We start from the raw sequence: 23,901 nt of genomic DNA, 5'->3' as shown, positions 1-23,901 counted from the left end.
ACCTTGCGGTCGTCCCTGAACCAACTGCCCCGTGGAAGCCGCGGGTGGGTAACCCTGCCGAGGATCGGCCGAACGCTCAGGAGAACCGCTCGGCGCGGTAAGGTGCCGGGTCGATGAAGGGCGTCTTCGCATCCATCATCTCCGCGAGGAGACGCCCGGTGGTGGGCCCCAGCGTCATGCCTTGATGGGCGTGGCCGAAGGCACCCCAGAGCCCGTCATGCCCGGCTATGGGGCCGATCACCGGCAGCATGTCCGGCGTGCAGGGCCGCACCCCCATCCACGGCTTGTCCTCCACCTTATTCGCCAGCGGCAGGAGGGAACGCGCGATCGGCTCGGCCCGCTCGATCTGGATGGGCGTTTCCGGCGCGCCGGGGCGGGCGAACTCGGCGCCGGTGGTGAGCCGGATGCCGGCCCGCATGGGAACAAGGCAGAAGCCGCTGGCCTCGTCGATGAAGGGGTGGTTCAGCACCGCATTCCCCCGCATGCCGTAGTGGTGGTGGTAGCCCCTTTTGCCGAAAAGCGGCGGTGCATAGCCGAAGCGCTGTGTCACCGTACCGGCGGCCGCGCCAAGGGCCACGACGGCGTGGGCGGCCTCCACCGGTCCCTCCGCCCCCTGGACGCGCCAGCCGGCCCCGGCGCGCTCCAGCGTCGCGGCCTCCCCGAGGACGAAGCGGCCGCCCCTGGCCTCCAGGAGCCGCGCGTAGGATGTGGTGAGGGCATGGGGATCGCTGACCGAATAGGGATCCGTCCAGTGCAGCGCCCCGGCGCGCCGGACCATGAGGTGCGGCTCCGCCTCGGCCAGGGCGCCGGCATCCAGCACGCGATAGCCCACCCCGTGGTCGCGATGAGCCGCCTCGGCCTCCTGCCGGGCATGGTCCAGCTGCGCCTCGGTGCTGAAAAGGCGCATCCAGCCGATGGGGCGCAGCAGTTCCGCCGAGCCGGCATCGCGCGCGACCGCCATGTGCTCATCCAGGCAGGTGACGATCAGCCGGGCATAGGCCCGGGCCACGGCCTCGTAGCGCCCCGGCTCTGAATGCCACCAGTAGCGCAGAAGCGGCGAGGCCAGGCCAGGCAGGGCGGAAGGATGGTACACGGCATCCACGCCGCGGTTGCCGGCGATGCGCGTGAGCTCCGCGAGGCGCCGCGGGAAGGGGTGCGGGTGCACCGCCTCCCGCTGGATCAGCCCGGCATTGCCGAAGGAGGCGCCCTCCCCAGGCGGCCGCCGGTCCACGAGCGCCACCTCCCATCCGCGTTGCCGCAGGTGCAGGGCGATGGACACGCCGACCATCCCCGCGCCCAGCACGATCGCCGACTGCGCCATGCCCTGAATCTCCATCCGCCGCGGGGCTGCATTCACCGGGTCACGGTTCGGATGCGCCGCGCCGGCGTCCGCTCAGCAGCGCAATCAGCGCCGCGTCCAGCTCCGGATCGATCCCGGAGCAGACGACAACGGCGCGTGCGGGGCCGTCGCCGGCGTTGAGGTAGGCATGGCCCATGCTGCTGTCGAGGTAGATGCCGTCCCCGGGTTCCAGCAGGTCGGGCGCATAGAACTCGGTGTGAACCGCGACCCGGCCCTGAAGCACGTGGCAATACTCCTCGCCCGTGTGCCGGATCAGGGAGCCGAACTCGGCGAGGGAGCGGGCATGCAGCTCCGCCAGGATCGGGATCATGCGTTTCCGCGCGATGTCCGCGAACTGGTAGAGGTAGTCGTACCAGTCCGTCCGAACCCGCTGGCCCTCCCCAACGCGGCTGACGCTGCGCCGCGCGGTGACGGGCCGCCGCGCCGCGCCGGGCGCCTCGAAGAGCTTGGCGACATTGACCCGCAGCCCTTCGCTGAGGGCGAGCAGCTTGTCGTAGGTCAGCGACATCTGGCCATTCTCCACCTTCGAGAGGGTGGATACGGCGAGGCCCGAGCGGGCGCTGACCTCTTTCAGCGTGAGGCCCTGCGCCTGTCGCGCGGCGCGCACGGATTCCCCGAGCGAGGGGCGGCCGGGGGAGAGGTCGGCGACCTCATGCATGTTGACACATCCGATCGTGGAATTTCACTATCGATCAAATCTTGACGCATCGTAGGTGTTCGTTCGGCCGGATGCCAGATCGAAAGACAGGAGGTGCAGGCTGTGCGGATCTTCATTGCGGGGCTTGCCACCGAGACCAACACCTTCTCGCCCATTCCCACCGGCTGGGCCGGATTCAAGGAGGAGCGGGTCTGGTTCCGCGACGACGGCAGCCGCCATCCGCCCGTTGCCGGCAACATCCCGCTGATCGCCTGGCGCCGCCTGGCGGAGGCCGGGGGGCACGATGTCGCCGAAAGCCTCTGCACCTTCGCGCAGCCGGCCGGCACCACGCTGCGGCATGTCTACGAGGGGCTTCGCGACATGCTGCTCGACGACCTGCGTTCCGCCGGTCCGGTGGACGTCGTGCTGCTCTTCATGCACGGCGCCATGGTCGCGCATGGCTATGACGACTGCGAGGGCGACACGCTCGCCCGCGTCCGCGAGGTGGTCGGCCCCACCGCCAGGATCGGCATCGAGCTGGATCTGCACTGCCACCTGACGGAGCTGATGCGAAGGAACGCGGACGCGATCATCACCTACAAGGAATACCCGCACATCGACATGGCCGAGCGGGCGGAGGAGTTGTACGCCCTCTGCACCCGCGCCGCGCGGGGCGAGGTGAACCCGGTCACGGCCTATCACGACTGCCGCATGATCAGCATGTGGCGCACGCCGCAGGAGCCGATGCGGTCCTTTGTCGCGCGCATGCAGTCCCTGGAAGGAAAGGACGGCATCCTCTCCGTCTCCTTCGGCCACGGCTTTCCCTGGGGCGACGTGGAGGAGGTGGGCGCGAAGGTGGTCGTCATCGCCGACGGCGACAGGGAGAAGGCCGAGGCCCTGGCCAGCCGCCTGGGCGACGAGATCTGGGCCATGCGCGAGGCCACCTCCACCCATCACGACACCATCGACGAGGGCATCGACCGCGCGCTGTCCGGCCAGGGCGGCCCGCTGGTCCTCGCGGATGTGGCGGACAACGCCGGCGGCGGCGCACCCTCGGACAACACCGCCATCCTCCGGCGGCTGGTGGACCGGGGCGTGAGGAACGCCGCGATCGGCTGCTTCTGGGACCCGCAGGCGGTGGCCTTCTGCACCGAGGCCGGCGAGGGCGCGGCCTTCCTGCTGCGGATCGGCGGCAAGTGCGGCCCCTCATCCGGCGATCCGGTGGACCTGATGGTCACGGTGCGCAGGCTCGATCCTGACTTCACGCAGACCGGGCTGAGCGGCGGCCGCGCGGGCTTCGGGCCGAGCGCCTGGGTGTCCGCGGACGGCATCGACATCGTCCTCGTCAGCAGGCGCCAGCAGACCTTCGCGCCGGACGCCTTCACCGGGCTCGGCATCACGCTGGCCGACAAGAACCTCGTCGTGGTGAAGTCCACCCAGCACTTCCACGCCGCCTTCGCGCCGGTCGCGCGCGAGATCCGCTACGTCGCCGCGCCCGGCGCCATTCCGCCGGATTACGCGAGCATTCCCTTCAGCAAGCGCACCCGCCCCTACTGGCCCCGCGTGGCCGATCCCTTCACGCCGACCAACACCCTCCAGGAGCCCGCCGCATGACCGCCTCCACCCGCCGCGCCCTGCTGGGCGCCACCGCCGCGACGGCGCTCGCGCCCGGCCTCGGCCGCCCGGCGGTGGCGCAGGGCGCGAAGGTCGTGAGCTTCGTGCCCCAGTCGGACCTCGCCGCCCTCGATCCGGTCTGGACCACCGGCTACGTGGTCCGGAACCACGCCTACATGGTCTACGACACGCTCTACAGCATGGATGCCAGGTTCCAGGTGAAGCCGCAGATGGCCGAGGGCCACGAGGTGGCGGATGACGGCCGCACCTGGACCATCCGCCTGCGGGACGGCCTGAGGTTCCACGACGGCGAGCCCGTGCGCGCGCAGGACTGCGTGGCCAGCATCCGCCGCTGGGCCGCGCGAGACGGCTTCGGCGCGACCCTCATGGCGCAGACCGACGATCTCTCGGCGGTGGACGACCGCACGCTGCGCTTCCGGCTGAAGGCGCCGTTCCCCCTGCTGGCGGAAGCGCTGGGCAAGCTGTCCAGCCCCGTGCCCTTCATGATGCCCGAACGGCTGGCCCGGACATCGCCGCAGGAACAGATCCGGGAAGCCGTGGGCTCCGGCCCCTTCCGCTTCGTGAAGGATCAGTGGGTCGCCGGCAGCCAGGCCGTCTACACCCGGTTCGACGGCTACGTGCCGCGCGCGGAGGCGCCGGACGGCGCCGCCGGCGGCAAGCGCGTCAACGTGGACCGCGTGGAGTGGAAGGTCATCCCCGACAGCTCCACCGCCGTCTCCGCCCTCTCGACCGGCCAGGTGGACTGGATCGAGAATGCCCCCACCGACCTGCTGCCGATCCTCCGCCGCTCCCGCGACATCACCATCACCACGCGCGACCCGCTCGGCGTCTACGTGCTGCTGCGCTTCAACCACCTCTTTCCGCCCTTCGACGACGTGCGCGTGCGCCAGGCCGTGCTGCACGCGGTGAACCAGCCGGACTACCTCCAGGCCATGGTCGGCGATCCCTCCCTGTTCAGCGAGTGCAAGGCCTTCTTCCCCTGCGGCACGCCCCTCTCCACCGGCGCCGGCGGGGAGGTCATGGAGGCCAACCTCGCCAGGGCACGGGAGATGCTGAAGGCCAGCGGCTACGACGGCCGCAAGGTGGTGGTCATCTCCCCCACCGACATGCCGTTCCTCGCGCCCATGGGCGACATCACGGCGGACCTCCTGAAGCGCCTCGGGATGAACGTGGAGCTGGTGGCGACCGACTGGGGCACGGTGCTGGCCCGCCGCGCCTCCCAGAAGCCGCCCGAGGAAGGCGGCTGGAACATCTTCCACACCACCGCCGTCGCCCCGGAGTTCATGAGCCCCGCCTCCCACCTCGCGCTGCGCGGGAACGGCCGCGCGGGCTGGGCCGGCTGGTTCACCGACCAGAAGCTGGAGGCCCTGCGCACCGACTGGTTCGGCGCCAGGGACGCGGCGGCGCAGAAGGTGCTGGCCGCGGAGATGGAGCGCCAGGCCTTCGCCACCGTGCCCTACGTGCCGATCGGCACCATCCAGCAGCCCACCGCATACCGCAACAGCCTCCGGGACGTCCTGCCGGGCACCGCGCCCGTCTTCTGGAACCTGCGGAAGGCCTGAGCCCCATGCACGACCTCATCATACGCGGCGGACGCCTGCTCGACCCGGAGACAGGCCTGGACTCCACGGGCGACGTCGCGATCGCGCAGGGCCGGATCGTCGCCGTGGGCGCGGTGGAGGGGGCGGCGCGGCGTGAGATCGACGCCGCCGGGCTCGTCGTCGCGCCGGGCTTCATCGACCTGCACGCCCACGGGCAGTCCATTCCCGCCGACCGCATGCAGGCCTTCGACGGCGTGACCACCTCGCTGGAGCTGGAGGTCGGCGTGCTGCCGGTCGGGCTCTGGTACGAGCGCCAGGCCGCGGCGGGGCGCGTGCTGAACTACGGCACCGCCGCCGCCTGGGTCTCGGCCCGCATCGCCGCCATGACGGGCATGGAGCCGGAGCCCGAGCTCGGCTTCATGGGACGCGCCACCCGCGAGCGCCGCTGGATGGACGAGGTGGCGACGGACGCCGAGGTGGCGGAGGTGCTGCGCCGCGTGCGCGAGGGCCTGGACGAGGGCGGCATCGGCATCGGCCTGCCCAGCGCCTACGCCCCCGGCACGGGCGTCAAGGAGATGTCCCTTGTCTGCAGCCTGGCGGCGGAGCGCGGGGTGCCGACCTACACGCACATCGCCTACATGTCGAACGTCGATCCGAAAAGCTCCATCGAGGCCTACACGCGCCTGATCGGCTATGCCGGCTCCACCGGCGCCCACATGCACATCTGCCACTTCAACAGCACCAGCCTGCTGGATGTGGAGCGTGCGGCGGAGCTGGTGCGGAAGGCGCAGTCGCTCGGCCTGAAGATCACGGTGGAGGCCTATCCCTACGGCTCCGGCTCCACCGTCCTCGGCGCCGCCTTCTTCACCGACCCCGCCTTCTCCGAACGCACGGGCCGCGACTACGGCTCGGTCCAGATGGTCTCCACCGGCCACCGCTTCGCCTCGCGCGACGAACTGGTGGCCGCGCAGCAGGAGGCACCGGCCTCGCTCGTGCTGTTCCACTTCCTCGACGTGGAGGTGCAGCCGCGGCACCAGGACCTGCTGGACACCTCCATCCTCTACCCCGGCGGCGCCATCGCGTCCGACGCCATGCCATGGACCCTGCCGGACGCCTCCGTCTACACGGGCGACGAGTGGCCGCTGCCGGCGGAGGCCTCCTCCCACCCGCGCTCTTCCGGCACCTTCACGCGCTTCCTGCGGCAATACGTGCTGAACCGGAACACGATGCCGCTGCTGGACGGCATCGCCAAATGCACGCTGATCCCGGCGCGGGTGCTGGAGGAAAGCACCCCGCAGATGCGCCGCAAGGGACGCCTGCAGCCGGCCTGCGACGCCGACATCGTGATCTTCGACGCGGAGGCCCTGACCGACCGCGCCGACTTCCGGCACATGAACCGCGCGGCCGAGGGCATGCGCCACGTGCTGGTGAACGGCGTCGCGGTCGTCGCGGGCGGCGAACTCGAGACCGCCGCGCGTCCCGGGAAGCCGGTCCGGCGCTGATGAGCGTCCCCGTGCTGCTCGTCACCGGGTTCCTGGGTGCGGGCAAGACAACGGTGATCAACCACCTGCTGACCGCCCCGCACGGCAAGCGGCTGGCGGCGGTGGTGAACGACTTCGGCGCGATCAACATCGATGCCGAGCTGCTCGCCGGAAGCGCCGAGGGGATGGTGGCGCTGCAGAACGGCTGCATCTGCTGCACGCTGCAGGGCGACCTTCTGCGGACCCTCTCGCTCCTCCTGCGGCGCGACCCGGCGCCGGAGGGCATCGTGATCGAGACCAGCGGCGTCTCCGACCCCGCCGAGATCGTGCGCAGCCTTCTGGACCCCGTGATCTGGCGGGAGGCCGCGCTCGACGCCGTGCTCTGCGTGGCGGACGCGCAGGCGCTCGCCGATCGGCCGGCAATGTTGGACGACGCGCTGCTGCTTTCCCAGCTCCGCGCGGGCGACGTCATCTCGCTGAACAAGGCCGATGCCGTGCCGGCCGGGCAGCTGGCGGATATCCGCGCCCGGCTCGCGGCCCTGCTGCCGGGCCGGACCGTGCTGGAAACCCGATGCGGCCGCGTGCCGGCCGGTCTCTTCCTCTCGGATGACCCGCTGGCCTTCCCGGATCGCGCGCTGCCCGCGGCCAGCCGATTCGCGACCCCCGGCTTCGAAAGCCTGAGCTGGACGGCGGAAGGTCCCCTGTCGCTGCCGCGCTTCCAGGCGACGGTCAGCCGCCTCGCACCGCTTCTCGTGCGCGCCAAGGGCATCCTGCGCTTCGAAGGTCAGCAGCACCCGATGCTGTTCCAGATGGTCGGGCAGCGCGCGACCTTCGGCGCGGCTCCCGCCGCTCCGCCCGGCGTGGCCCCGGTGCGGCTTGTCCTGATCGCGGAGAACGGACGGCTTCAGCCCGATGCGGTGCGTGCCCTGCTGAACGACTGCCGCGCCTGAGATCCGGCCCCGGCCGCCCTCCAGGCTCCCGCCACCGGGGCGCGAGGTCCGGTTGAGCCGCCGGCATGGCTCCCCTAGGGTCACCGGCAACAACGGACGCGGAGGATGTCATGCCCCAGGAATGGTGGAACCGGATCGGCCGCCGCTGCCTCGGCCTGCTCGCCCCTCTGGCCATCCTGTCCGGCGGGGCCGGCGCGCAGGAAGCCTATCCCGCCCGCCCCATCCAGCTCATCGTCCCCTATCCGCCCGGCGGCAACACCGACCTGATGGCGCGCGCCCTGCAGCAATCGCTGTCCCAGGCGCTCGGACAGGGCGTGGTGGTGGTCAACCGCGGCGGCGCATCCGGCACGATCGGCGACGCCGAGGTCGCCCGTGCCCGGCCGGACGGCTACACCATCGGCCTCTCGCCCAACACGCCGCTGACGGCGCAGACGCATCTTGTTCCGCTCAGCTACTCGCTCAACAGCTTCCGCTTCCTCTGCCTGGTGTACGACAACCCGCAGGTCCTCGTCCTCGGCCGCAACGCGCCGTTCCGCGACATCGCCGGCATGGTGGCCCTCGGCCGCACGAAGCCCGAGGCGCTCGTCTACGGCTCGCCGGGCCAGGGCAGCACCCAGCACATCCTCATCGCCAACCTGCTGCGCCGCGCCGGGGTGGAAGCGCTCCACGCCCCCTTCTCGGGCGCCGGCCCGATGGCGCAGGCGGCGCTCGGCGGCCAGATCATGGCCTTCGTCGAAAGCCCTTCCATTCCCGCTTCCACCGGCCTGCCGGTGGCCGGCGTCTTCAACGCCGCGCGCATCGCCTCCCTTCCGCAGGTCCCCACGGTCACCGAGGCCGGCTACCCCATCGTCGGCAGCTCCGCCGGCGGCCTCATCGCCCCCGCCGGCCTGCCGGACGCGATCGCCGCCGTTATCCAGCGCGCCTGCGGCGAGGCGGTGGCGAGCGAGAGCTTCCGCACCGCCGCCGGCCGCCTCAACGCCGTGCCGAGCTACGCCAGTGGTGCCGAGTTCCGGGAGCGCTTCGTCGCGGAAAGCGACAGCAACCGCCAGGTTCTGCGCGACCTCGGCATGGCCCACGAATAACCTGAACGAAGGGCGGGAGCGCCGCACCGCTCCCGCTTGCCGCTGCCGCCGCGACCGGGCGCGCCTTTCGCCTCTTCGCCTCTTCGCCTCTTCGCCTCTTCGCGTCCGCCGCTCCGTCCTACAGGCGTCCGATGGCGCGCCGCATGAGATCGAGCAGATGCGTCGCCGCGGGCGTCAGAGGCAGGTCGTGGCGCCTGATCAGCATGATCGCGGGGGCAGCGAGTTCCTCCGCGACCTCCACGGGGATGAGCGCCTCGCGCGTCAGGGCGAAGCGGGTCCATCCACGCGGCACCATCGCCAGCAGGTCGCTGTGCGCCAGGCAGGTCATCACGGTCAGGGCGGAACGCGAGCGCACGGCGAGGCGCGGCGGAGGCAGCCCATGGGCGTCGAACAGCCGGCCCATCTCGTCCGCCGCATCGGCGGTGACGGAGGTCGTGATCCAGTCGGCGCCGACGAGGTCCGCGAGGGACCGGGCCCCCGCAAGGGGATGGCCCTTGCGGCAGAGAACCACCCGGTTGCCCGGCCCCAGCACCTCCCCCGCAAGCCCCGGCGGCAGGGGTGATCCAGGGTCGGGCCCGATGTAGAAATCGAGCACGCCCGTGCGGAACAGGGGTTCCAGCGTGGGATAGAGGCCCTCGATGATCTGGAGTTGCGTGTCCGGATAGCGCGCGCGGAAGGGCCTCAGCGCGGGGGGCAGCAGCCCGATATGCGCGGCCGTCGACAAGCCCGCCGCCACCGTCCCGCCGGTCGCCCCGCGAAGCTGGGCCACCTCCTCCCGCGCACGCCGCAGATCCTCGAGGATGGCGGTCGCGCGGCCGACCACCGCGGTTCCGGCGGACGTCGCCACGACGCCGCGCGCGTGCCGCTCGAACAGGGGCACGCCGAGTTCGCGCTCAAGGTCGGCGAGGCTGCGGGTCAGGGCGGGCTGGGCGAGGTTCAGCGCGCGGGCGGCGGCGCGGATGCTGCCATGCTCCGCGATGGCGACGACTTCCTGCAGGTGATGCAGCTTCACGGCGCTTCCTCCACGCCCGCCTCCGCGCGGGGCCGCGCCGGGCAGCAAGGGGAGGAGGACGCCGGAAGGGCGATACCATACGGGTATCGCTCCGATCAAACCGGCATCTTGTGAGCATCCCCCGGCAAGGCATGCTCCACCCCGGAATGCTGGAAAGGGTCGCGCCTCCACTCCGGTGAACGGCGCGATCCCGGCGGCCCGGGAGGAAACAACGGTGAACCGACGGAACATGCCGTGCCGGGCGTGAGCGGCGCGGCCGACCCCGAGGTGCTGATCGTCGGCGCCGGACCCGTGGGGCTGGCCGCCGCGATCGAGCTCGGCCACAGGGGCGTGCGCTGCCTCGTCGTCGAGCGGAACGACCGCGTCGGCTACGCTCCCCGTGCGAAAACAACCAACGTGCGCACGCGGGAGCACCTGCGGCGCTGGGGCATCGCCGACGCGCTGCGCCGCGCCTCGCCGATCCATCCGGACCGGCCGTCCACCATCATCTTCGCGACGCGCATGGATGGGCCGGAGCTGGCGCGCTTCGAGGACGCGCTGAACGGCACCCGCGCCCGCACGAACCTTTACGCCGAGGAAGCACAGTGGGTCCCGCAATACGTGCTGGAGGAGGTGCTGCGCGCCCACGCGACGTCCCTTCCCGGCGTGGAGGTGCGGTTCCGCGAGGAACTCGTCTCGCTCGGGGAATCCGACGAAGCCGTCGCCTGCGTGATCCGGGACCTCGCGAGCGGAGCGACGCGCCACGTGCGGAGTGCCTATGTGATCGGCGCGGATGGGTCGCGCTCGGCGGTGCGTGGCGCGATCGGAGCGCGGATGACCGGGGCGGGCGCGCTCGCGGCCAACATCAACGTCATCTTCCGCGCGCCCGGCCTCGCGGCGCGAGGCCGGCACGGGCCGGGCATCATGTACTGGATGGTCAACGCCGACGTGCCCTCCGTCCTCGGGCCGCTGGACGAAGCGGGCCTGTGGTCCTTCATCGCGACCCGCCTGCCCGACGGCCACGATCCCGCGGCGATCGACCCGGTGGAGCTGATCCGGCGCGGCACCGGCCTGCCGGACCTCGCGGTGGAGATCCTGCGCACCGATCCCTGGGTGGCGCAGGAGCTGATCGCGGACCGCTACGCCACGCGCCGCGTGTTCCTCGCGGGCGACGCGGCCCATCTGCACCCGCCCTTCGGGGGCTTCGGAATGAACATGGGGATCGGGGACGGGGTGGACCTCGGCTGGAAGATCGCCGCCACGCTCCGGGGCTGGGGCGGCCCGGCCCTGCTCGCCTCCTACGAGGCGGAACGGCGCCCGGTTCACCAGCGGACCATCGCGGAGTCGGTCGTGAACTACGGGCTCGTCGGAAACCACCTGGTCCAGCCCGGCCTGGAGGAGGACGGCCCGCTGGGCGAGGCGACGCGCCGGGAGGTCGGCGCGATCATCCGCATGACGAAGGTGCGGGAGTTCATGACGCTCGGCCTCGTCCTCGGCACGCATTACGGGAACTCGCCGCTCGTGGTGCCGGATGGCAGCCCGGCCCCGGCGGAGAGCGCGACGGTCTACGTGCCCTCGGCGCGTCCGGGATGCCGCGCGCCGCATCTGTGGCTCGCGGACGGAACCTCGCTGTTCGACCACTTCGGCCCTGGCTTCACCCTTCTCGTCACGGAGGGCGCCGCCGCCGCCGCGGGCCCCTTCGCGGCCGCCGCGGCGGCGCGGGACCTGCCGCTGACGGTGCTCGCCCCCGGTGATCCGCGGCTGCGGCCCCGCTACGAGGCGGCGCTCTGCCTGATACGGCCCGATGGCCATGTCGCCTGGCGCGGGATGTCCGCGGAGGGCGCGGGCGCGATCCTCGACCGCGCGCGCGGCGGCACGCCTTCGGCCGCCGGCGGCAAGCTGCCGGTCGGGAAAGCGACAACATGAGGGGAGGGGAAACCATGCCGACGCGCAGGAGCGTGGTTGCGGGAGCCGTCGCGGCGGCATGGGCGCACAGGACGGAGGCGGAGGAAGCGGCCTTCCCGACCCGGCCGGTCCGGCTGCTCGTGGGCATTCCCGCGGGCGGGGCGCCGGATGTCATCGCCCGCCTGCTGGCGGACCGGCTGGGCGCCCTCTGGGGCCAGCCCGTCGTGGTGGACAACCGCCCCGCCGCCAGCGGCAACCCGGCGGCGGGGGCGGTGGCCACGGCGCCGCCGGACGGTCACACCCTGCTCTTCGCCCATGCCTCGCTCCTCCTCCTGAACGAGGGGCTGATGCGGAACGTGCCCTTCAACGGGGACCGCGACTTCACCCCGGTCTCCCTTCTCGCCACCACGCCCTTCATCGTGGCCAGCCGACCCGGCGCGCCCTATGCCGGCCTGGACGGGCTCCGGGCCCGGGGACGGCCGGAGGGGATCACCTTCGCCACCCTGAGCGCCACGGGCCTTCCGCGCTTCGTGGGGGAGCGGGTGAAGACCGCGCTCGGCATCCCGATGGTGAACGTGCCGTATGTTTCGATGGCCGGGGCCGTGCAGGACGTCGCGGCGGGGCGCGTGGACCTGCTGATCGACGGAACGCCCGTGATCACGCCGCAGATCCGCGGCGGCTTCCTCAAGGGCCTCGCCGTCACGTCCGCCGAGCGGGATCCCGCCATCCCCGACGTCCCGACGGCGGCCGAGACGATCCCGGGCTTCACCTCGCGCGGCTGGTTCGGCCTGCTGGGCCCCGCCGCGGTGCCGGAGGGCGTGGTGCGCCGCATCGCGGACGACGTCCGCCGCGTGCTCTCGCAGCCCGGGATACGGGAGCGCCTCCGGCGGGATTTCGGCGCCGACGTGGTGGCCGGCACCCCCGCCGAGTTCGCCGCCTCGCTCTCGGCGGACCGCGCGGTCTATCGCCGCCTCATCGCCGAGGTCGGCGCCTCGCTCGACTGATGCCCAACAGCAAAGGAGGAACCGAAATGGACATCATCCGCCCCGCCCTGCACCACGTCACGCTCAAGACGACGCGGCTCGACGAGATGATCGCGTGGTACGGCGCCGTCATCGGCGCCCGCGTGAACTTCCGGGACGGAATGAACGCCTGGATGACGAACGACGCGGCGAACCACCGCATCGCCCTGCTCTCGGCCCCCGGCCTCGGCGACGACGACCGCAAGAGCTTCCACAACGGGATGCACCATTCCGCCTTCGAGTACGAGAGCTTCGCGGACCTCATGTCCTCCTACGACCGCATGGCGCGGGAGGGGATCGAGCCGGCCTTCTGCCTGGAGCACGGTCTCACCATCTCGCTCTACTATCGCGATCCCGAGGGCAACTTCGTCGAACTCCAGAGCGACAACTTCGGCGACTGGGACAAGTCGAGCGAATGGATGCGGACCTCGCCGGTCTTCAGGGAAAATCCCATCGGCGTCTTCTTCGACCCGCGCCCGGTGTTCGAGGCGCATGCGGCGGGCGCCGGCTTCGCGGCGCTCCAGGCCGCGATCCGGGCAGGGGATTACGCGCCCGCCACGGCGCCCAACATAGGCCTTCCCACGCCCAGCCCCGCCCCGGCCTCCTAGAGGCGGTGCGGCGGGGAGCGACGAAAGGATGACCCGCATGGCCGATCCCCGACCGGACCTCCTTGCCGCCCTCCACCGGAAGGCCCTGTGGCTCTCCACCTGGATGATCCACCACGCCAACCATGTGCGGCCCGGCGGGGATGGCGTGAAGGTCGGCGGCCACCAGGCCTCCTCGGCCTCCATGGCGCATATCCTGGCCGCGCTCTACCTCGCCGTGCTGCGGCCGGAGGACCGGGTGGCGGTGAAGCCGCACGCTGCGCCGGTCTTCCACGCCCTCATGTACCTCCTCGGCCGCCAGGCGCGGGACAAGCTGCGGGACTTCCGCGGCTTCGGCGGCGCGCAATCCTATCCGTCCCGCACCAAGGACACGGCGGACGTGGACTTCTCCACCGGCTCGGTCGGTCTCGGCGTCGCGCAAACGCTCTTCTCCTCCCTGGCCCAGGACTACCTTCGCCTGAAGGGCATGGGGCAGGGGGCGGAAGGGCGCATGATCGCCCTCCTCGGCGATGCCGAGATGGACGAGGGCAACATCCACGAGGCGCTGATGGAGGGCTGGAAGCACGGCCTCCGGAACCTCTGGTGGGTGGTGGACTACAACCGCCAGAGCCTCGACGCCGTGGTGCGGGAAGGGCTGTGGGAGCGCCACGAGGCATCCTTCCGCAACTACGGCTGGGACGTGGTGGTGCTGCGCCACGGTTCCCTGCAGCGCGCGGCCTTCGCCGAACCCGGCGGCGAGCGGCTTCGCGCCTGGATCGAGGCGGCGCCGAACAGCCTTTACTCCGCGCTCACCTTCCAGGGCGGCGCGGCCTGGCGCCGCCGCCTCGTCGACGACCTCGGGGACCAGGGGGACGTTTCCGCGCTGATCGAGCGCCGCACCGACGACGAGCTCGCGGCCCTGATGGGCAACCTGGGCGGCCACGACCTCCCCACCCTGCTGGAGGCCTTCGGGGCGGCCCGCGCCCATGACCGCCCGACCTGCTTCATCGCCTACACCATCAAGGGGCACGGCCTTCCGCTCGCGGGCCACAAGGACAACCACGCGGGCCTTCTCACCCCCGCGCAGATGGACGGCTTCCGCCGCGCGATGAACATCCGCGAGGGCCATGAGTGGGACCTCTTCGAGGGGCTCGACCTGCCGGAGGAGGAGCTTCGCCGCTTCCTCGCCGGCGTGCCCTTCGCCGCCCGCCCCCGCGCCCGCCGCAGCGCGCCGGCGATCCCGGTGCCGGAGGCGCTTCCCGCGCCCGCGCAGCCCGTGCTCTCCACGCAGCAGGCCTTCGGCCTCATCCTCCACGATCTCGCGAAAACCGATGGCGAGCTGGCCCGGCGCATCGTCACCACCTCGCCCGATGTGACGGTCTCCACCAATCTCGGCCCCTGGGTGAACCGCCGCCGCGTCTTCGCCCGCGCCGAGCTGGCCGACACCTTCAAGCGCGAGCGCATCCCCTCGACCTTCGACTGGCACTTCTCCCCCAGGGGCCAGCACATCGAGCTCGGCATCGCCGAGATGAACCTCTTCCTCAACCTCTCGGCGCTGGGCCTGGCGCACGACACCTTCGGGGAACGGCTCATCCCCATCGGCACGCTCTACGATCCCTTCATCGCGCGCGGCCTGGATGCGCTGAACTACGCCTGCTACCAGGGCGCGCGCTTCCTGCTCGTCGCCACCCCCTCGGGCGTGACCCTGGCGCCCGAGGGCGGGGCGCACCAGTCCGCGAACACGCCGCTCATCGGCATGGCGCAGGGCGGGCTGGCCTGCTGGGAACCGGCCTATGCCGACGAGCTCGCGGTGCTGATGCGCCACGCCTTCGCGCACCTTCAGGCCGCGGACGGCGGCTCCGCCTATCTCCGCCTCACCACCCGCCCGGTCGAGCAGCCGCGCCGGGCCATGACGCCCGCCCTCGCCGCCGACATCGTCGCGGGCGGCTACTGGCACCGGCGCCCCGGCCCGAACGCCGCCGCGGTGATCGCCTGCTGCGGCGCCGTGACGCCGGAGGCCCTGGAGGCCGCCGGGCTGCTGGCGGAGGACCGTCGCGACGTCGGGCTCCTCGCCATCACCTCCCCCGACCGCCTCCACGCCGGCTGGAACGAGGCCATGCGATCTCGGGAGGCCGGCGGCCGCGCGGAGAGCCACGTCGAGGCGCTGCTCGCCGCCGTTCCCCGGGGCGCCGCACTCGTCACCGTGCTCGACGCCCACCCCGCGACCCTCGCCTGGCTGGGCGGCGTGCACGGCCATCGCATCCGCTCCCTCGGCGTCGAGCACTTCGGCCAGACCGGCACCGTGGCCGACCTCTACCGTCACCATGGCATCGACGCGGCGGCGATCATGCGCGCGGCGGAAGCGCTGGCGCCCGGACGGCCCGTGCGGCACCTTCGAACGGTATGACGAAGGACCAGGTGCACAACGTGACGGGAACGACGACGAGCACCCCTTTCAAGGGAAGGCGGGAGGACCGGCGCCTGCTGACGGGCGCCGGCCGCTACACGGCGGACCGGAGCTTGCCGGGCGAGGCCCATGCGGCGTTCCTGCGCGCCGACCGGGCGCACGCGCGGATCGCCGCACTGGACGTGGGCCCCGCGCTCGCCGCCCCGGGCGTGCTCGCGGTGCTGACCGGCCGCGACGCGGCCGCGGCAGGCTACAACCGTGGCCAGCCGCTCATGCCGCCGGCGCGGGGCGAACCGATGAAGGTGCCCACCGGCCCCGCCCTGGCGCTGGACCGCGTGCGCTTCGTCGGGGAGCCGGTCGCGATCGTTGTCGCGGAAACGGCCCATGAGGCGCAGGACGCGGCGGAACGGATCGTGGTGGACTACGACGACCTGCCGGCCGTGGTGGATGCGCGGGCGGCGTTGGAGGCCGGCGCGCCGCTCCTGCACGACGACGTGCCCGGCAACCTCGCCTTCGACACCGCCTTCGGCGACGGCGCGGCGGTCGGCGCGGCCTTCGCGCGCGCCGCCCATGTGGTGCGCCTGGAGCAGGAGAGCGCCCGCGTCGTCGGGAACCCGATGGAGCCGAAGGCGGCGCTTGCCGCCTGGGACGGGGAGGTGCTCGACCTCTGGAGCAGCTCCCAGGGCAGCACGGGAATGCGCATGAGCCTGGCGGGCCTGACAGGGCTGCCGCCGGAGCGCGTGCGCGTCCACGCCGAGGACGTGGGAGGCGCCTTCGGCATCCGCGGAAACGCTTATCCGGAATACGCCGCGATGGCGCTGGCGTCACGGCGCGTCGGGCGGCCCGTGAAGTGGGTCGCCAGCCGGTCCGAGACGTTCCTGAGCGACTATCACGGCCGCGCGGTCTGGATGTCGGCGGAGCTCGCCCTGGATGCGGAGGGCCGGTTTCTCGCGATCCGGCACGACTGGGTCTGCGATCTCGGCGCCTATCCCTCTGCGGCGGGAGCGGTGACGAACACGGTGAACGCGGCGCTCATGGCGGGCGGCGCCTACGCGATCCCGGCGGTGTGCGGCCGCACGCGGCTGGGGGTGACCAACACCGTGCCGATCACCGCCTATCGCGGTGCCGGCCGCCCCGACATGGCCTTCATGGTCGAGCGGCTGGTGGACGAGGCGGCGCGCGAGACGGGACTGGACCGGCTGGAGATCCGGCGCCGGAACTTCATCCCGCGCGAGGCCTTCCCCTACGCCATTCCCTCCGCGCCCGCCGCCGAGGCCTATGACAGCGCCGACTTCCACGCCCTGCTCGACGCGGCCCTGGCCCAGGCGGACTGGGACGGCTTCGCCGCGCGGCGCGAGGAGGCGGAGGCGCGCGGCAGGTTGCGCGGCATCGGCTGCGCCGTGTTCATCGAGCCCGCGGGCGGCGTTTCGCCAACGGACGAGGCCGCGATCACCTTCGAGCCGGACGGCTCCATCCTGCTCCACGAGGTGGCGATCGCCTCGGGCCAGGGGCACGAGACGGTGCTGCCGGAGCTTGCCGCCCGCATCCTGCAGGTGGAGCCGGAACGCATCACGCTGCGCGCGGGCCGGATGGACGGACCGTCCCTGAAGGGCGGCGGCGCCTTCGGCTCCCGCACGATGATGTCCATGGGCAATGTCGCGGTCGCTGCGGCGCGCGTGGTGCTGGACAAGGGCCGCGACCTGGCGGCCGAGGCGCTGGAAGCCGATCCGGGGGACATCGCCTACGCGGACGGCGCCTTCCACATCGTCGGCACCGATCGCGCGATCGGCCTCTCCGCACTCGCGCGCGCGCATCCCGGCGCGCTGGACGGGCGCGCGGAGCTCCCGGCGCCCAAGGCCTTCCCCTCCGGCGCTCACGTCGCGGAGGTGGAGGTGGACCCCGATACCGGCACGACGGAGCTGGTCCGCTACGTTTCCGTGGACGATTGCGGGGTGGTGGTGAACCAGGCCCTTCTGGAAGGGCAGATCTGGGGCGGCCTCCTGCAGGGCCTCGGACAGGTGTTCGGGGAGGTCTGCCGCTATGACGAGGAAGGCCAGATGCTCTCCGCGAGCTTCATGGACTACGCCATGCCGCACGCCGACCTCGTGAAGCGCGTGACGATCGAGCTGATGCTCGTTCCCTCGCCGGGGAACGCGCTGGGCGTCAAGGGCGTGGGCGAGGCGGGAACCGTGGGGTCGCTGCCGACCGCGATGAACGCGATCCTCGACGCGCTGCGCCCGCGGGGTGTGAGACGCCTGGAGATGCCGGCCTCGGCTGCCCGCGTCTGGCAGGCCTTGCGGTCCGGATAGACGCGGCCGACAGGGCCGGCGAAGGGGAGGGGTGGGCATGGCTAGGCTGTCGGGGCGCGGCGTGATCGTGACGGGGGCGGCGGGCGGCATCGGGGCCGCCTTCGCCCAAGCCCTCGCGGCGGAGGGGGCGCGGGTCAGCCTCTGCGACCTGCGCGCGCCGGAGGCCACGGTCGCCGCCATCCGGCAGGCAGGCGGCGAGGCGATGGGCGCGGTCTGCGACGTGACGGACCCGGCGGCGGTGGCGCGGATGGTGGCCGGAACGGAGGAGCGGTTCGGGCGCGTGGACGGGTTGGTGAACAACGCAGCCCTGTTCGCGACCCTGACGCCCCGGCCCTTCGAGGAGATCGCCTCGGACGAGTTCGACCGCATCCTGCGCGTGAACGTGCGAGGCACCTTCGAGTGCATCAAGGCGGTGCTGCCCGCCATGCGGCGCCGGGGCTACGGCAAGATCGTCAACATCGCCTCCGGCACCGTGTTCAAGGGCACGCCGATGATGCTGCCCTATGTCTCATCCAAGGGGGCGGTGATCGCGCTGACCCGGTCGGTCGCGCGGGAGGTCGGGAGCGATGGCATCCGCGTGAACTGCATCGCGCCCGGCCTGACGCTGAGCGAAGGGCTGCTCGGCCGCGAGGACTATCCGGACGAATACTTCGCCGCGGCGGCGGGAACCCGTTGCCTTCCGCGCGCGCAGCAACCGGAGGACCTGACGGGCACCATGGGTTTCCTGCTTTCCGCGGAGAGCGATTTCATGACGGGGCAGACCCTCGTCGTCGATGGTGGATCGGTGATGCACTGATGGAAGCCGGTCCCCGCACAGGCGCCGGAAGCTGACGGCTATTCCCCCGGCATCCCCGGCCAAGCCGGCGGACCCGCCGGAACACGCGGAACGCGAATCGCCCCGCCGCCTGCTCTCCTGCCGGTTTCGCGCGCTTCCCGCCGCAGCGCGCCTGCCCCACCCTGGCCTGATCAAGGCGGCCGGAGCCCTCAGCACGGCCGGGCATGCTGGCGGCCTCAGCGATGAGGCAGCACCGTCTGAATGACCTGCGCCGCGGCGGCGCGCACCAGCGCCGGAACCGTCAGCACCGATCCTGTGATCGCACCCAGCACCAGCGTCCGCTGCCGCCCCAGCGCCTCCAGCGCCCGATGCGCAACATGGGCGGGGTCCTGCGCGCCAGGCAGGTTGGCCCCGAAGCCTGACCGCTTGGCGAACCGGCTCCGCGTGGCGGTCGGGCAGAGCGCCAGAACATCCACGGGCCGTCCGGAAAGTTCCGCGGCAAGGGCTTCGGTGAGCGAAAGGTCGAAGGCCTTGGTGGCGGCATAGGTGGCCAGCCGGGGGGTCGGCACAAAACCGAGCCCGCTGGACACCACGATGAGGCCGGCGCGGTGGGCTTCCGCCTCGGCCCGCATGATCATGCCGGGCAGCAGCCGCCGTGTGAGCACGAGCGGTGCCAGCGCGTTGACGAGCACGGTCTCGCGCAGGTCCGCCTCGGGCGTGGCCAGGAAATCGCCGAAGGGACCCACACCGGCATCGCAGATCAGCAGATCGGGGCCGAACTCCTCCCCGGCCGTGCAGACCGCTGCAAGGCCCTCATCCATCGCCAGATCCGCGACAACCGTCTCGACCCTCCTCCCTGGTGCCTGGTCCCCCAGCACCGTGGCAATCCGCTCCAGCGCCTCCCCGTTCCGTCCGGTCAGCAGGAGGTTGGTCGTGACGGGCAAGGCATGGGCGAAAGCCTCGCCAATGCCGCTGGTGGCTCCGGTGATCAGTGCGGCGCGCGGAGAGTGGTGCATCGTTGCCCCGGCAATGAGGTGGGAGGGTGAGAAGAGGGAACAGAGCGGCGGGCGCCGGGGTTCCACTTGGGAATCCGAAGCCGGCTTCAGCCATGTGGGTGCTCCGCGCGATACGTCAGGTGGGAGGGCCCTCAGGGAAGTGGACCCCGCCCGGTCTTCCAGGCCGGAGGGCGGCATGGGTGAGGCGCCCGCCACCCCGGCGGCACCTGCCGGGGCAGGGGAGGGGAAGGCTCTCCGTCCCCGGCCCGCGGAGCAGGGCTCCGAGGCGGCTGCGCAGCCGTGGCCGCGAGGGGCCGCTCGATGTCCTGCTGCCGAATGGTCCGCCACAACGGGTGAACCGACCGGCCCGGCGGATGCCGCCGGTTCCCTCGCCGCTCGCGTGGTTCTCCTCTCGCCCGCACCGGCAACGGCGCCATGGGCGGGCTGCGGCAAGGCAGGCCCGGCCGATCGGGCCGGCGGAGCCGCTGGCCTTCCGGCGCTCCTTCGGCGCCCCGCCCGGGCGAGCCCGGCCGCGCGCGTCCTCGCCGCCGAGACGGCCCGCCCGGAGATCGCCAATGCGCGCTAGGATGCCGAGCCGGCAGCCGGCGGCGGCGCCGGGAACACGAGAGCGGGAGGAATGCATGCCGAATCCCTTGATCCGCCTGGCCGGGCACGCGGCCGACTGGCGTGGCCGCCCCCTGCCCGCGGATCTCGAGCACCACGCGCGCCGCGCCCTGCTCGACTGGTTCGCATCCCTCCTCCCCGGCTGCTCCCGCGCGCCCGCCACCCTGCTTGCCGCGGCCCTCGCGCCTGAGCGGGGGGCAGGCAAGGCGATCTGCTACGTGGACGGCGGCCGGGTGCCGCTCCGGCAGGCCGCCCTGATCAACGGCACCGCCAGCCACACGGTGGAGTTCGACGACATCCACCGCGACGCCGGCTATCACCCCTCGGTCGCGACCATTCCCCCCGCCCTGGCGGCGGCGCAGTCGAGCGGCGCCTCCATGCAGGACTTGCTGCGCGCGATCGTCGCGGGCTACGAGGTCGGCTGCCGCATCGGCCTTGCCGTCCAGCCCAGTCACTACCGCTTCTGGCACACCACCGGCACGGTCGGCACCTTCGGGTCGGCCGCGGCCGTCGCCGTGATCCTGGGGCTGGACGCGGCCCGCACCGCGCATGCCCTCGCCACCGCCGCCACCATGGCCGGGGGCCTGCAGCAGGCGTTCCGGGGCGATGGGATGAGCAAGCCCCTGCATCCCGGACACGCCGCGGAGGCCGGGGCGCTGGCCGCCATGGCCGCCGCCCAGGGCGTGACCGGCGCGCTGGACGTGCTGGACGGCCCCGCCGGCTTCGCCGCGGCCACCAGCGAGGACACGGGCAAGTGGGACAAGGCGCTGGACGGGTTGGGGAAGCGCTACGCCATCGCCGCGATGACCTTCAAGAACCACGGCTGCTGCGGTCATGTCTTCGCCGGCCTGGACGGGATCGAGGCGCTCCGCACCACCCGCCGCTTCGGCCCGGGCGACGTGGCCGCGATCCATATCGGCGGTTACGGCCCCACCAAAACCGTTTGCGACCGCCCGGAGGCGCGGACCGAGCAGGACTGCCGCTTCTCCATGCAGTACTGCGCCGCCGCCCTCCTTCACCTGGGCGGCGTGCGCCTCGCCGCCTTCGAGCCCGCGCAGCTCGCCGATCCCGCGATCCGCGCGACCATGGCGAAGGTCACCGTCTCGCTCGATCCGGAACTGGCGGATGCCTATCCTGCCCGCCGCGCCGCGCGGGTGCGGGTGACGCTGCGCAATGGAAGCGTGCTGGAGCACCTGCAGCCCACCCGCAAGGGCGACCCGGAGATGCCGCTGAGCGATGCCGACCTGTCGGCCAAGTTCCACGAGCTCGCCGGTCCCGCGATCGGCGCCGGGGCGGCGGCGCGGCTGGAGGAGGCCCTGCTGCGCGGCGACGTCCTGCCCGGCCATGTGCCGCTGCTCGCCCCCGCACAGGCGGCCTGACAGCCCGGCCACCCGCCTTTCCGGCCGGACAGGCGGGGGAGGCGCGGCGCCGCCGGTCGGTCGCGGACCACATGGCCGCCGGGTTCGGCCTGAAAGGACTTCAGACAAACCGAGGATCGATGGATCTCGGGCAACTCCCTTCGCCGCCTCGCCGCGAAGACCCGGCCCGCCGGGAGATCGCGGCGCACCCAGGCCCCGGCGCTGCCTGCCAAGCGCGCCGGCAACACCGCGCGCTTCGGGATGGCGGACGAGGCCATCCCGATCATGATCATGGACGAAAGCTGAAGCACCGCTATTCCGTGCGGATGCCGCCCTCGCGGATCACCGGCGTCCACGTATCGTATTCCCGCTGGAGGAAGCGGCCGAACTCGGCCGGTGAACCGCCGACCACCCGGCCTGCCTGGGTGCGGAACACGCCTTCACGCACCTCCGGAAGCGCGAGGATGGCGCCGAAGACCTCGTTGATGCGCTGCGTCAGCTCCGGCGCGAGCCCGGCCGGCGCGGCGACGCCGTACCAGACCGCGATATCGAAGCCGGGAAGCGTGTCGCTGACCGGCGGCAGCTCCGGCATGGCGGGGCTTCCTTCCGGGTTGCCCATGGCGATCGCACGGATGCTCCCGGCCTTGAGCTGCTGCAGCGCGGAAGAAAGGCTGGGAAAGCCCAGCTGCGTTTCCCCGCGAAGCACGGAGGTGACGATCTCGGAACCGCTGCGGTAGGGAACATGCACCATGGAGATCCCCGCCCGCCGGCAGAGAAGGGCCATGAACAGGTGGCTGCCATTGCCCACGCCGGCCGAGGCGTAGGTGTAGCTGTCCGGCCGCGACTTCGCCTTCGCGATCACCTCCGGCACGCTCCGCTCGGCAACGGAAGGATGGGCGAAGAGGACGGCCGGCAGGCTGACGAGCTGGATCACGGGGGTGAAGGCCGTCATCGGGTCGTAGCCCAGCCGAGAGTTCAGTTCCCTCCCGATGGCGTTGGCACCGATATCCGCCATCAGCAGGACATTGCCGTCCGGCCGCTGCCCGGCGACATAGCCGCCGCCCACGAGCCCCCCGGCCCCCGGCCGGTTCTCCACGACCAGCGTCTGGCCGTTCGTGAAGCGCGGAAAGTGCTGCGAGATCACGCGCGCCAGCGTGTCGGATGCACCGCCGGGGGTGAAGGGCACCACAAGGGTGACGGGACGGTCGGGCCAGGTGCTGGCCGCCGCCGGGCCCTGCAGGGCGGGGGCGCCCAGCAGCCCCATGCCGAGCGTGCCGAGGCCGCGCCGGCTCATGGTGTTCATCATCTTGCTTTCCTCCCTCCCTGTCCGCCCCCCGGCGCGTCTATTCGGCGGCCTGGGAACGCTCCGGGCGCGCCCACTTCGCGTCGAACTCCCACACTTCGGGAAAGCCCATGAGTTCGTTCATGTCGCTGAAGGCGTAGGTCTCCAGCCCGTGGCTGTCACCGTTCCGGCGAAGATGGGCATAGGCGCCCTCCAGCGCCCGGGCGACGCTGAGAAACCCGATGGCCGGGAAGATGGCGACGTTGTAGCCGATGGCCTTCAGCGTCTCGGCCGGCAGGATGGGCGTGCGCCCTCCCTCCACGTTGTTCGCGAGCAGCGGCGCGTCGATCTCGCCGCCGATGCGGCGCATCTCCTCCTCGCTCTCGGGGCTTTCGATGAAGATGATGTCGGCGCCCGCCCGGGCATAGAGCTTGCCGCGCCGGATGGCTTCATCAAGGCCGAGCGTGGTGCGCGCGTCGGTCCGCGCGATGATCAGGAAATCGTCGCTCCTGCGCGCCTCCGCGGCCACCTCGATCTTCAGCGCCATCTCCTCCGCGGGAATGACGCGGCGGCCGGGCGTGTGGCCGCACTTCTTCGGCACCTCCTGATCCTCGATCTGGATCGCGGTCACGCCACCCGCCTCATAGCCCTGCACGGTATGGCGCACGTTCAGCAGGCCGCCATAGCCGGTATCCGCATCCGCGATGACCGGCGTGCGCGTCCCCTGCGCGAAGCGCGACATGCGGGACACCATGTCCGTGAAGGTGGCGATGCCGGCATCGGGCACGCCCAGATGCGAGGCCACCGTGCCGTAGCCCGTCGCGTAAAGCGCGGCGAAGCCCATGCGGTCGGCCATCCGGGCGGAGATCATGTCGAAGATGCCGGGGGCAACGATGAACTCGCCGCCGCGAAGGGCGGCCTTGAGCGTGGGATCGGCCATAAAGGGAGTTCCTCTCCTTAAAG

The 23,901-nt window shown here is 72.1% G+C and carries 18 protein-coding genes; 12 read left to right on the top strand and 6 right to left on the bottom strand.

Translation table 11 applies throughout. The features are described from left to right. Positions 1-76: 76 nt before the first annotated feature. Entirely contained in the window at positions 77-1,321 is a 1,245-nt protein-coding gene (locus tag ACFFIC_RS25325) for an NAD(P)/FAD-dependent oxidoreductase (protein ID WP_377055617.1), read from the bottom strand. 40 nt (positions 1,322-1,361) lie between these two features. After that, positions 1,362-2,018 (bottom strand): helix-turn-helix domain-containing protein, encoded by a 657-nt coding sequence (locus tag ACFFIC_RS25320; protein ID WP_377055615.1) that lies wholly within the window; start codon positions 2,016-2,018, stop codon positions 1,362-1,364. A gap of 102 nt (positions 2,019-2,120) precedes the next feature. On the opposite strand from ACFFIC_RS25320, the gene ACFFIC_RS25315 reads away from it, so the two are divergent. From ACFFIC_RS25315 to ACFFIC_RS25295, 5 genes are all read left to right on the top strand, one after another. Continuing rightward, positions 2,121-3,611 (top strand): M81 family metallopeptidase, encoded by a 1,491-nt coding sequence (locus ACFFIC_RS25315; RefSeq protein ID WP_377055613.1) that lies wholly within the window; start codon positions 2,121-2,123, stop codon positions 3,609-3,611. Continuing rightward, a complete protein-coding gene (locus ACFFIC_RS25310) occupies positions 3,608-5,194 on the top strand; it encodes an ABC transporter substrate-binding protein (protein ID WP_377055611.1) in 1,587 nt (528 codons plus the stop codon). Before ACFFIC_RS25315 ends, ACFFIC_RS25310 begins: the two co-directional genes overlap by 4 nt. Before the next feature lie 5 nt (positions 5,195-5,199). Continuing rightward, positions 5,200-6,675, top strand: coding sequence for an amidohydrolase family protein (locus ACFFIC_RS25305; protein WP_377055609.1), 1,476 nt, complete (start codon positions 5,200-5,202; stop codon positions 6,673-6,675). Beyond that, positions 6,675-7,604: a CobW family GTP-binding protein gene (locus tag ACFFIC_RS25300; RefSeq protein ID WP_377055607.1), complete on the top strand. Its 930-nt coding sequence runs from the start codon at positions 6,675-6,677 to the stop codon at positions 7,602-7,604. The genes ACFFIC_RS25305 and ACFFIC_RS25300 overlap by 1 nt, the downstream gene beginning before the upstream one ends. A 110-nt stretch (positions 7,605-7,714) precedes the next feature. Next, positions 7,715-8,686: a Bug family tripartite tricarboxylate transporter substrate binding protein gene (locus tag ACFFIC_RS25295; RefSeq protein ID WP_377055605.1), complete on the top strand. Its 972-nt coding sequence runs from the start codon at positions 7,715-7,717 to the stop codon at positions 8,684-8,686. Between the two features lie 118 nt (positions 8,687-8,804). Here ACFFIC_RS25295 and ACFFIC_RS25290 read toward each other — a convergent pair whose 3' ends face one another. After that, positions 8,805-9,698 (bottom strand): LysR substrate-binding domain-containing protein, encoded by an 894-nt coding sequence (locus tag ACFFIC_RS25290; protein ID WP_377055604.1) that lies wholly within the window; start codon positions 9,696-9,698, stop codon positions 8,805-8,807. A gap of 234 nt (positions 9,699-9,932) precedes the next feature. Here ACFFIC_RS25290 and ACFFIC_RS25285 point away from each other — a divergent pair, with 234 nt between their 5' ends. Genes ACFFIC_RS25285 through ACFFIC_RS25260 form a run of 6 tightly spaced genes read left to right on the top strand, consistent with a single transcriptional unit; the run spans position 9,933 to position 18,700 of the window. Then, positions 9,933-11,603, top strand: coding sequence for an FAD-dependent monooxygenase (locus ACFFIC_RS25285; RefSeq protein WP_377055602.1), 1,671 nt, complete (start codon positions 9,933-9,935; stop codon positions 11,601-11,603). Between the two features lie 14 nt (positions 11,604-11,617). Next, entirely contained in the window at positions 11,618-12,586 is a 969-nt protein-coding gene (locus ACFFIC_RS25280; protein WP_377055600.1) for a Bug family tripartite tricarboxylate transporter substrate binding protein, read from the top strand. 26 nt (positions 12,587-12,612) lie between these two features. Next, the gene (locus tag ACFFIC_RS25275; protein ID WP_377055598.1) at positions 12,613-13,212 is read left to right on the top strand and encodes a VOC family protein; all 600 of its coding nucleotides are present in this window, start codon (positions 12,613-12,615) and stop codon (positions 13,210-13,212) included. A gap of 37 nt (positions 13,213-13,249) precedes the next feature. Next, entirely contained in the window at positions 13,250-15,595 is a 2,346-nt protein-coding gene (locus ACFFIC_RS25270; protein WP_377055596.1) for a transketolase, read from the top strand. Beyond that, positions 15,592-17,904: a xanthine dehydrogenase family protein molybdopterin-binding subunit gene (locus ACFFIC_RS25265; protein ID WP_377055594.1), complete on the top strand. Its 2,313-nt coding sequence runs from the start codon at positions 15,592-15,594 to the stop codon at positions 17,902-17,904. The genes ACFFIC_RS25270 and ACFFIC_RS25265 overlap by 4 nt, the downstream gene beginning before the upstream one ends. A 37-nt stretch (positions 17,905-17,941) precedes the next feature. Continuing rightward, complete coding sequence (locus ACFFIC_RS25260) at positions 17,942-18,700, top strand: SDR family NAD(P)-dependent oxidoreductase (RefSeq protein ID WP_377055593.1); 759 nt, start codon at positions 17,942-17,944, stop codon at positions 18,698-18,700. Positions 18,701-18,915: 215 nt separating this feature from the next. Here ACFFIC_RS25260 and ACFFIC_RS25255 read toward each other — a convergent pair whose 3' ends face one another. Next, a complete protein-coding gene (locus ACFFIC_RS25255; protein ID WP_377055591.1) occupies positions 18,916-19,695 on the bottom strand; it encodes an SDR family NAD(P)-dependent oxidoreductase in 780 nt (259 codons plus the stop codon). A gap of 620 nt (positions 19,696-20,315) precedes the next feature. Here ACFFIC_RS25255 and ACFFIC_RS25250 point away from each other — a divergent pair. Beyond that, positions 20,316-21,677, top strand: a complete 1,362-nt coding sequence (locus ACFFIC_RS25250; protein ID WP_377055589.1) for an MmgE/PrpD family protein — start codon at positions 20,316-20,318, stop codon at positions 21,675-21,677. 292 nt (positions 21,678-21,969) lie between these two features. On the opposite strand, the gene ACFFIC_RS25245 is transcribed toward ACFFIC_RS25250, so the two are convergent. Both ACFFIC_RS25245 and ACFFIC_RS25240 read right to left on the bottom strand, forming a co-directional pair. Next, positions 21,970-22,962 carry a Bug family tripartite tricarboxylate transporter substrate binding protein gene (locus tag ACFFIC_RS25245; protein ID WP_377055587.1) on the bottom strand — a complete coding sequence of 331 codons (993 nt, stop codon included), beginning with the start codon at positions 22,960-22,962 and terminating at the stop codon, positions 21,970-21,972. A 37-nt stretch (positions 22,963-22,999) separates the two neighbouring features. Beyond that, positions 23,000-23,878, bottom strand: coding sequence for an isocitrate lyase/PEP mutase family protein (locus ACFFIC_RS25240; RefSeq protein ID WP_377055585.1), 879 nt, complete (start codon positions 23,876-23,878; stop codon positions 23,000-23,002). Between the last annotated feature and the right edge of the window lie 23 nt (positions 23,879-23,901).

Source organism: Muricoccus vinaceus (genome assembly GCF_042433125.1).
Lineage (GTDB): Bacteria > Pseudomonadota > Alphaproteobacteria > Acetobacterales > Acetobacteraceae > Roseomonas > Roseomonas vinacea.
The sequence above is the reverse complement of the archived record's forward strand: the minus strand, read 5'-3'. Positions and strand labels throughout refer to the sequence as shown.

Excerpts from the sequence above, each read along its gene's own strand:
- ACFFIC_RS25325 (WP_377055617.1), bottom strand. The coding sequence starts at position 1,321 with ATGGCGCAGTCGGCGATCGTGCTGGGCGCGGGGATGGTCGGCGTGTCC.
- ACFFIC_RS25320 (WP_377055615.1), bottom strand. The coding sequence starts at position 2,018 with ATGCATGAGGTCGCCGACCTCTCCCCCGGCCGCCCCTCGCTCGGGGAA.
- ACFFIC_RS25310 (WP_377055611.1), top strand. The coding sequence starts at position 3,608 with ATGACCGCCTCCACCCGCCGCGCCCTGCTGGGCGCCACCGCCGCGACG.
- ACFFIC_RS25305 (WP_377055609.1), top strand. The coding sequence starts at position 5,200 with ATGCACGACCTCATCATACGCGGCGGACGCCTGCTCGACCCGGAGACA.
- ACFFIC_RS25300 (WP_377055607.1), top strand. The coding sequence starts at position 6,675 with ATGAGCGTCCCCGTGCTGCTCGTCACCGGGTTCCTGGGTGCGGGCAAG.
- ACFFIC_RS25295 (WP_377055605.1), top strand. The coding sequence starts at position 7,715 with ATGCCCCAGGAATGGTGGAACCGGATCGGCCGCCGCTGCCTCGGCCTG.
- ACFFIC_RS25280 (WP_377055600.1), top strand. The coding sequence starts at position 11,618 with ATGCCGACGCGCAGGAGCGTGGTTGCGGGAGCCGTCGCGGCGGCATGG.
- ACFFIC_RS25275 (WP_377055598.1), top strand. The coding sequence starts at position 12,613 with ATGGACATCATCCGCCCCGCCCTGCACCACGTCACGCTCAAGACGACG.
- ACFFIC_RS25270 (WP_377055596.1), top strand. The coding sequence starts at position 13,250 with ATGGCCGATCCCCGACCGGACCTCCTTGCCGCCCTCCACCGGAAGGCC.
- ACFFIC_RS25265 (WP_377055594.1), top strand. The coding sequence starts at position 15,592 with ATGACGAAGGACCAGGTGCACAACGTGACGGGAACGACGACGAGCACC.
- ACFFIC_RS25260 (WP_377055593.1), top strand. The coding sequence starts at position 17,942 with ATGGCTAGGCTGTCGGGGCGCGGCGTGATCGTGACGGGGGCGGCGGGC.
- ACFFIC_RS25255 (WP_377055591.1), bottom strand. The coding sequence starts at position 19,695 with ATGCACCACTCTCCGCGCGCCGCACTGATCACCGGAGCCACCAGCGGC.
- ACFFIC_RS25250 (WP_377055589.1), top strand. The coding sequence starts at position 20,316 with ATGCCGAATCCCTTGATCCGCCTGGCCGGGCACGCGGCCGACTGGCGT.
- ACFFIC_RS25245 (WP_377055587.1), bottom strand. The coding sequence starts at position 22,962 with ATGATGAACACCATGAGCCGGCGCGGCCTCGGCACGCTCGGCATGGGG.
- ACFFIC_RS25240 (WP_377055585.1), bottom strand. The coding sequence starts at position 23,878 with ATGGCCGATCCCACGCTCAAGGCCGCCCTTCGCGGCGGCGAGTTCATC.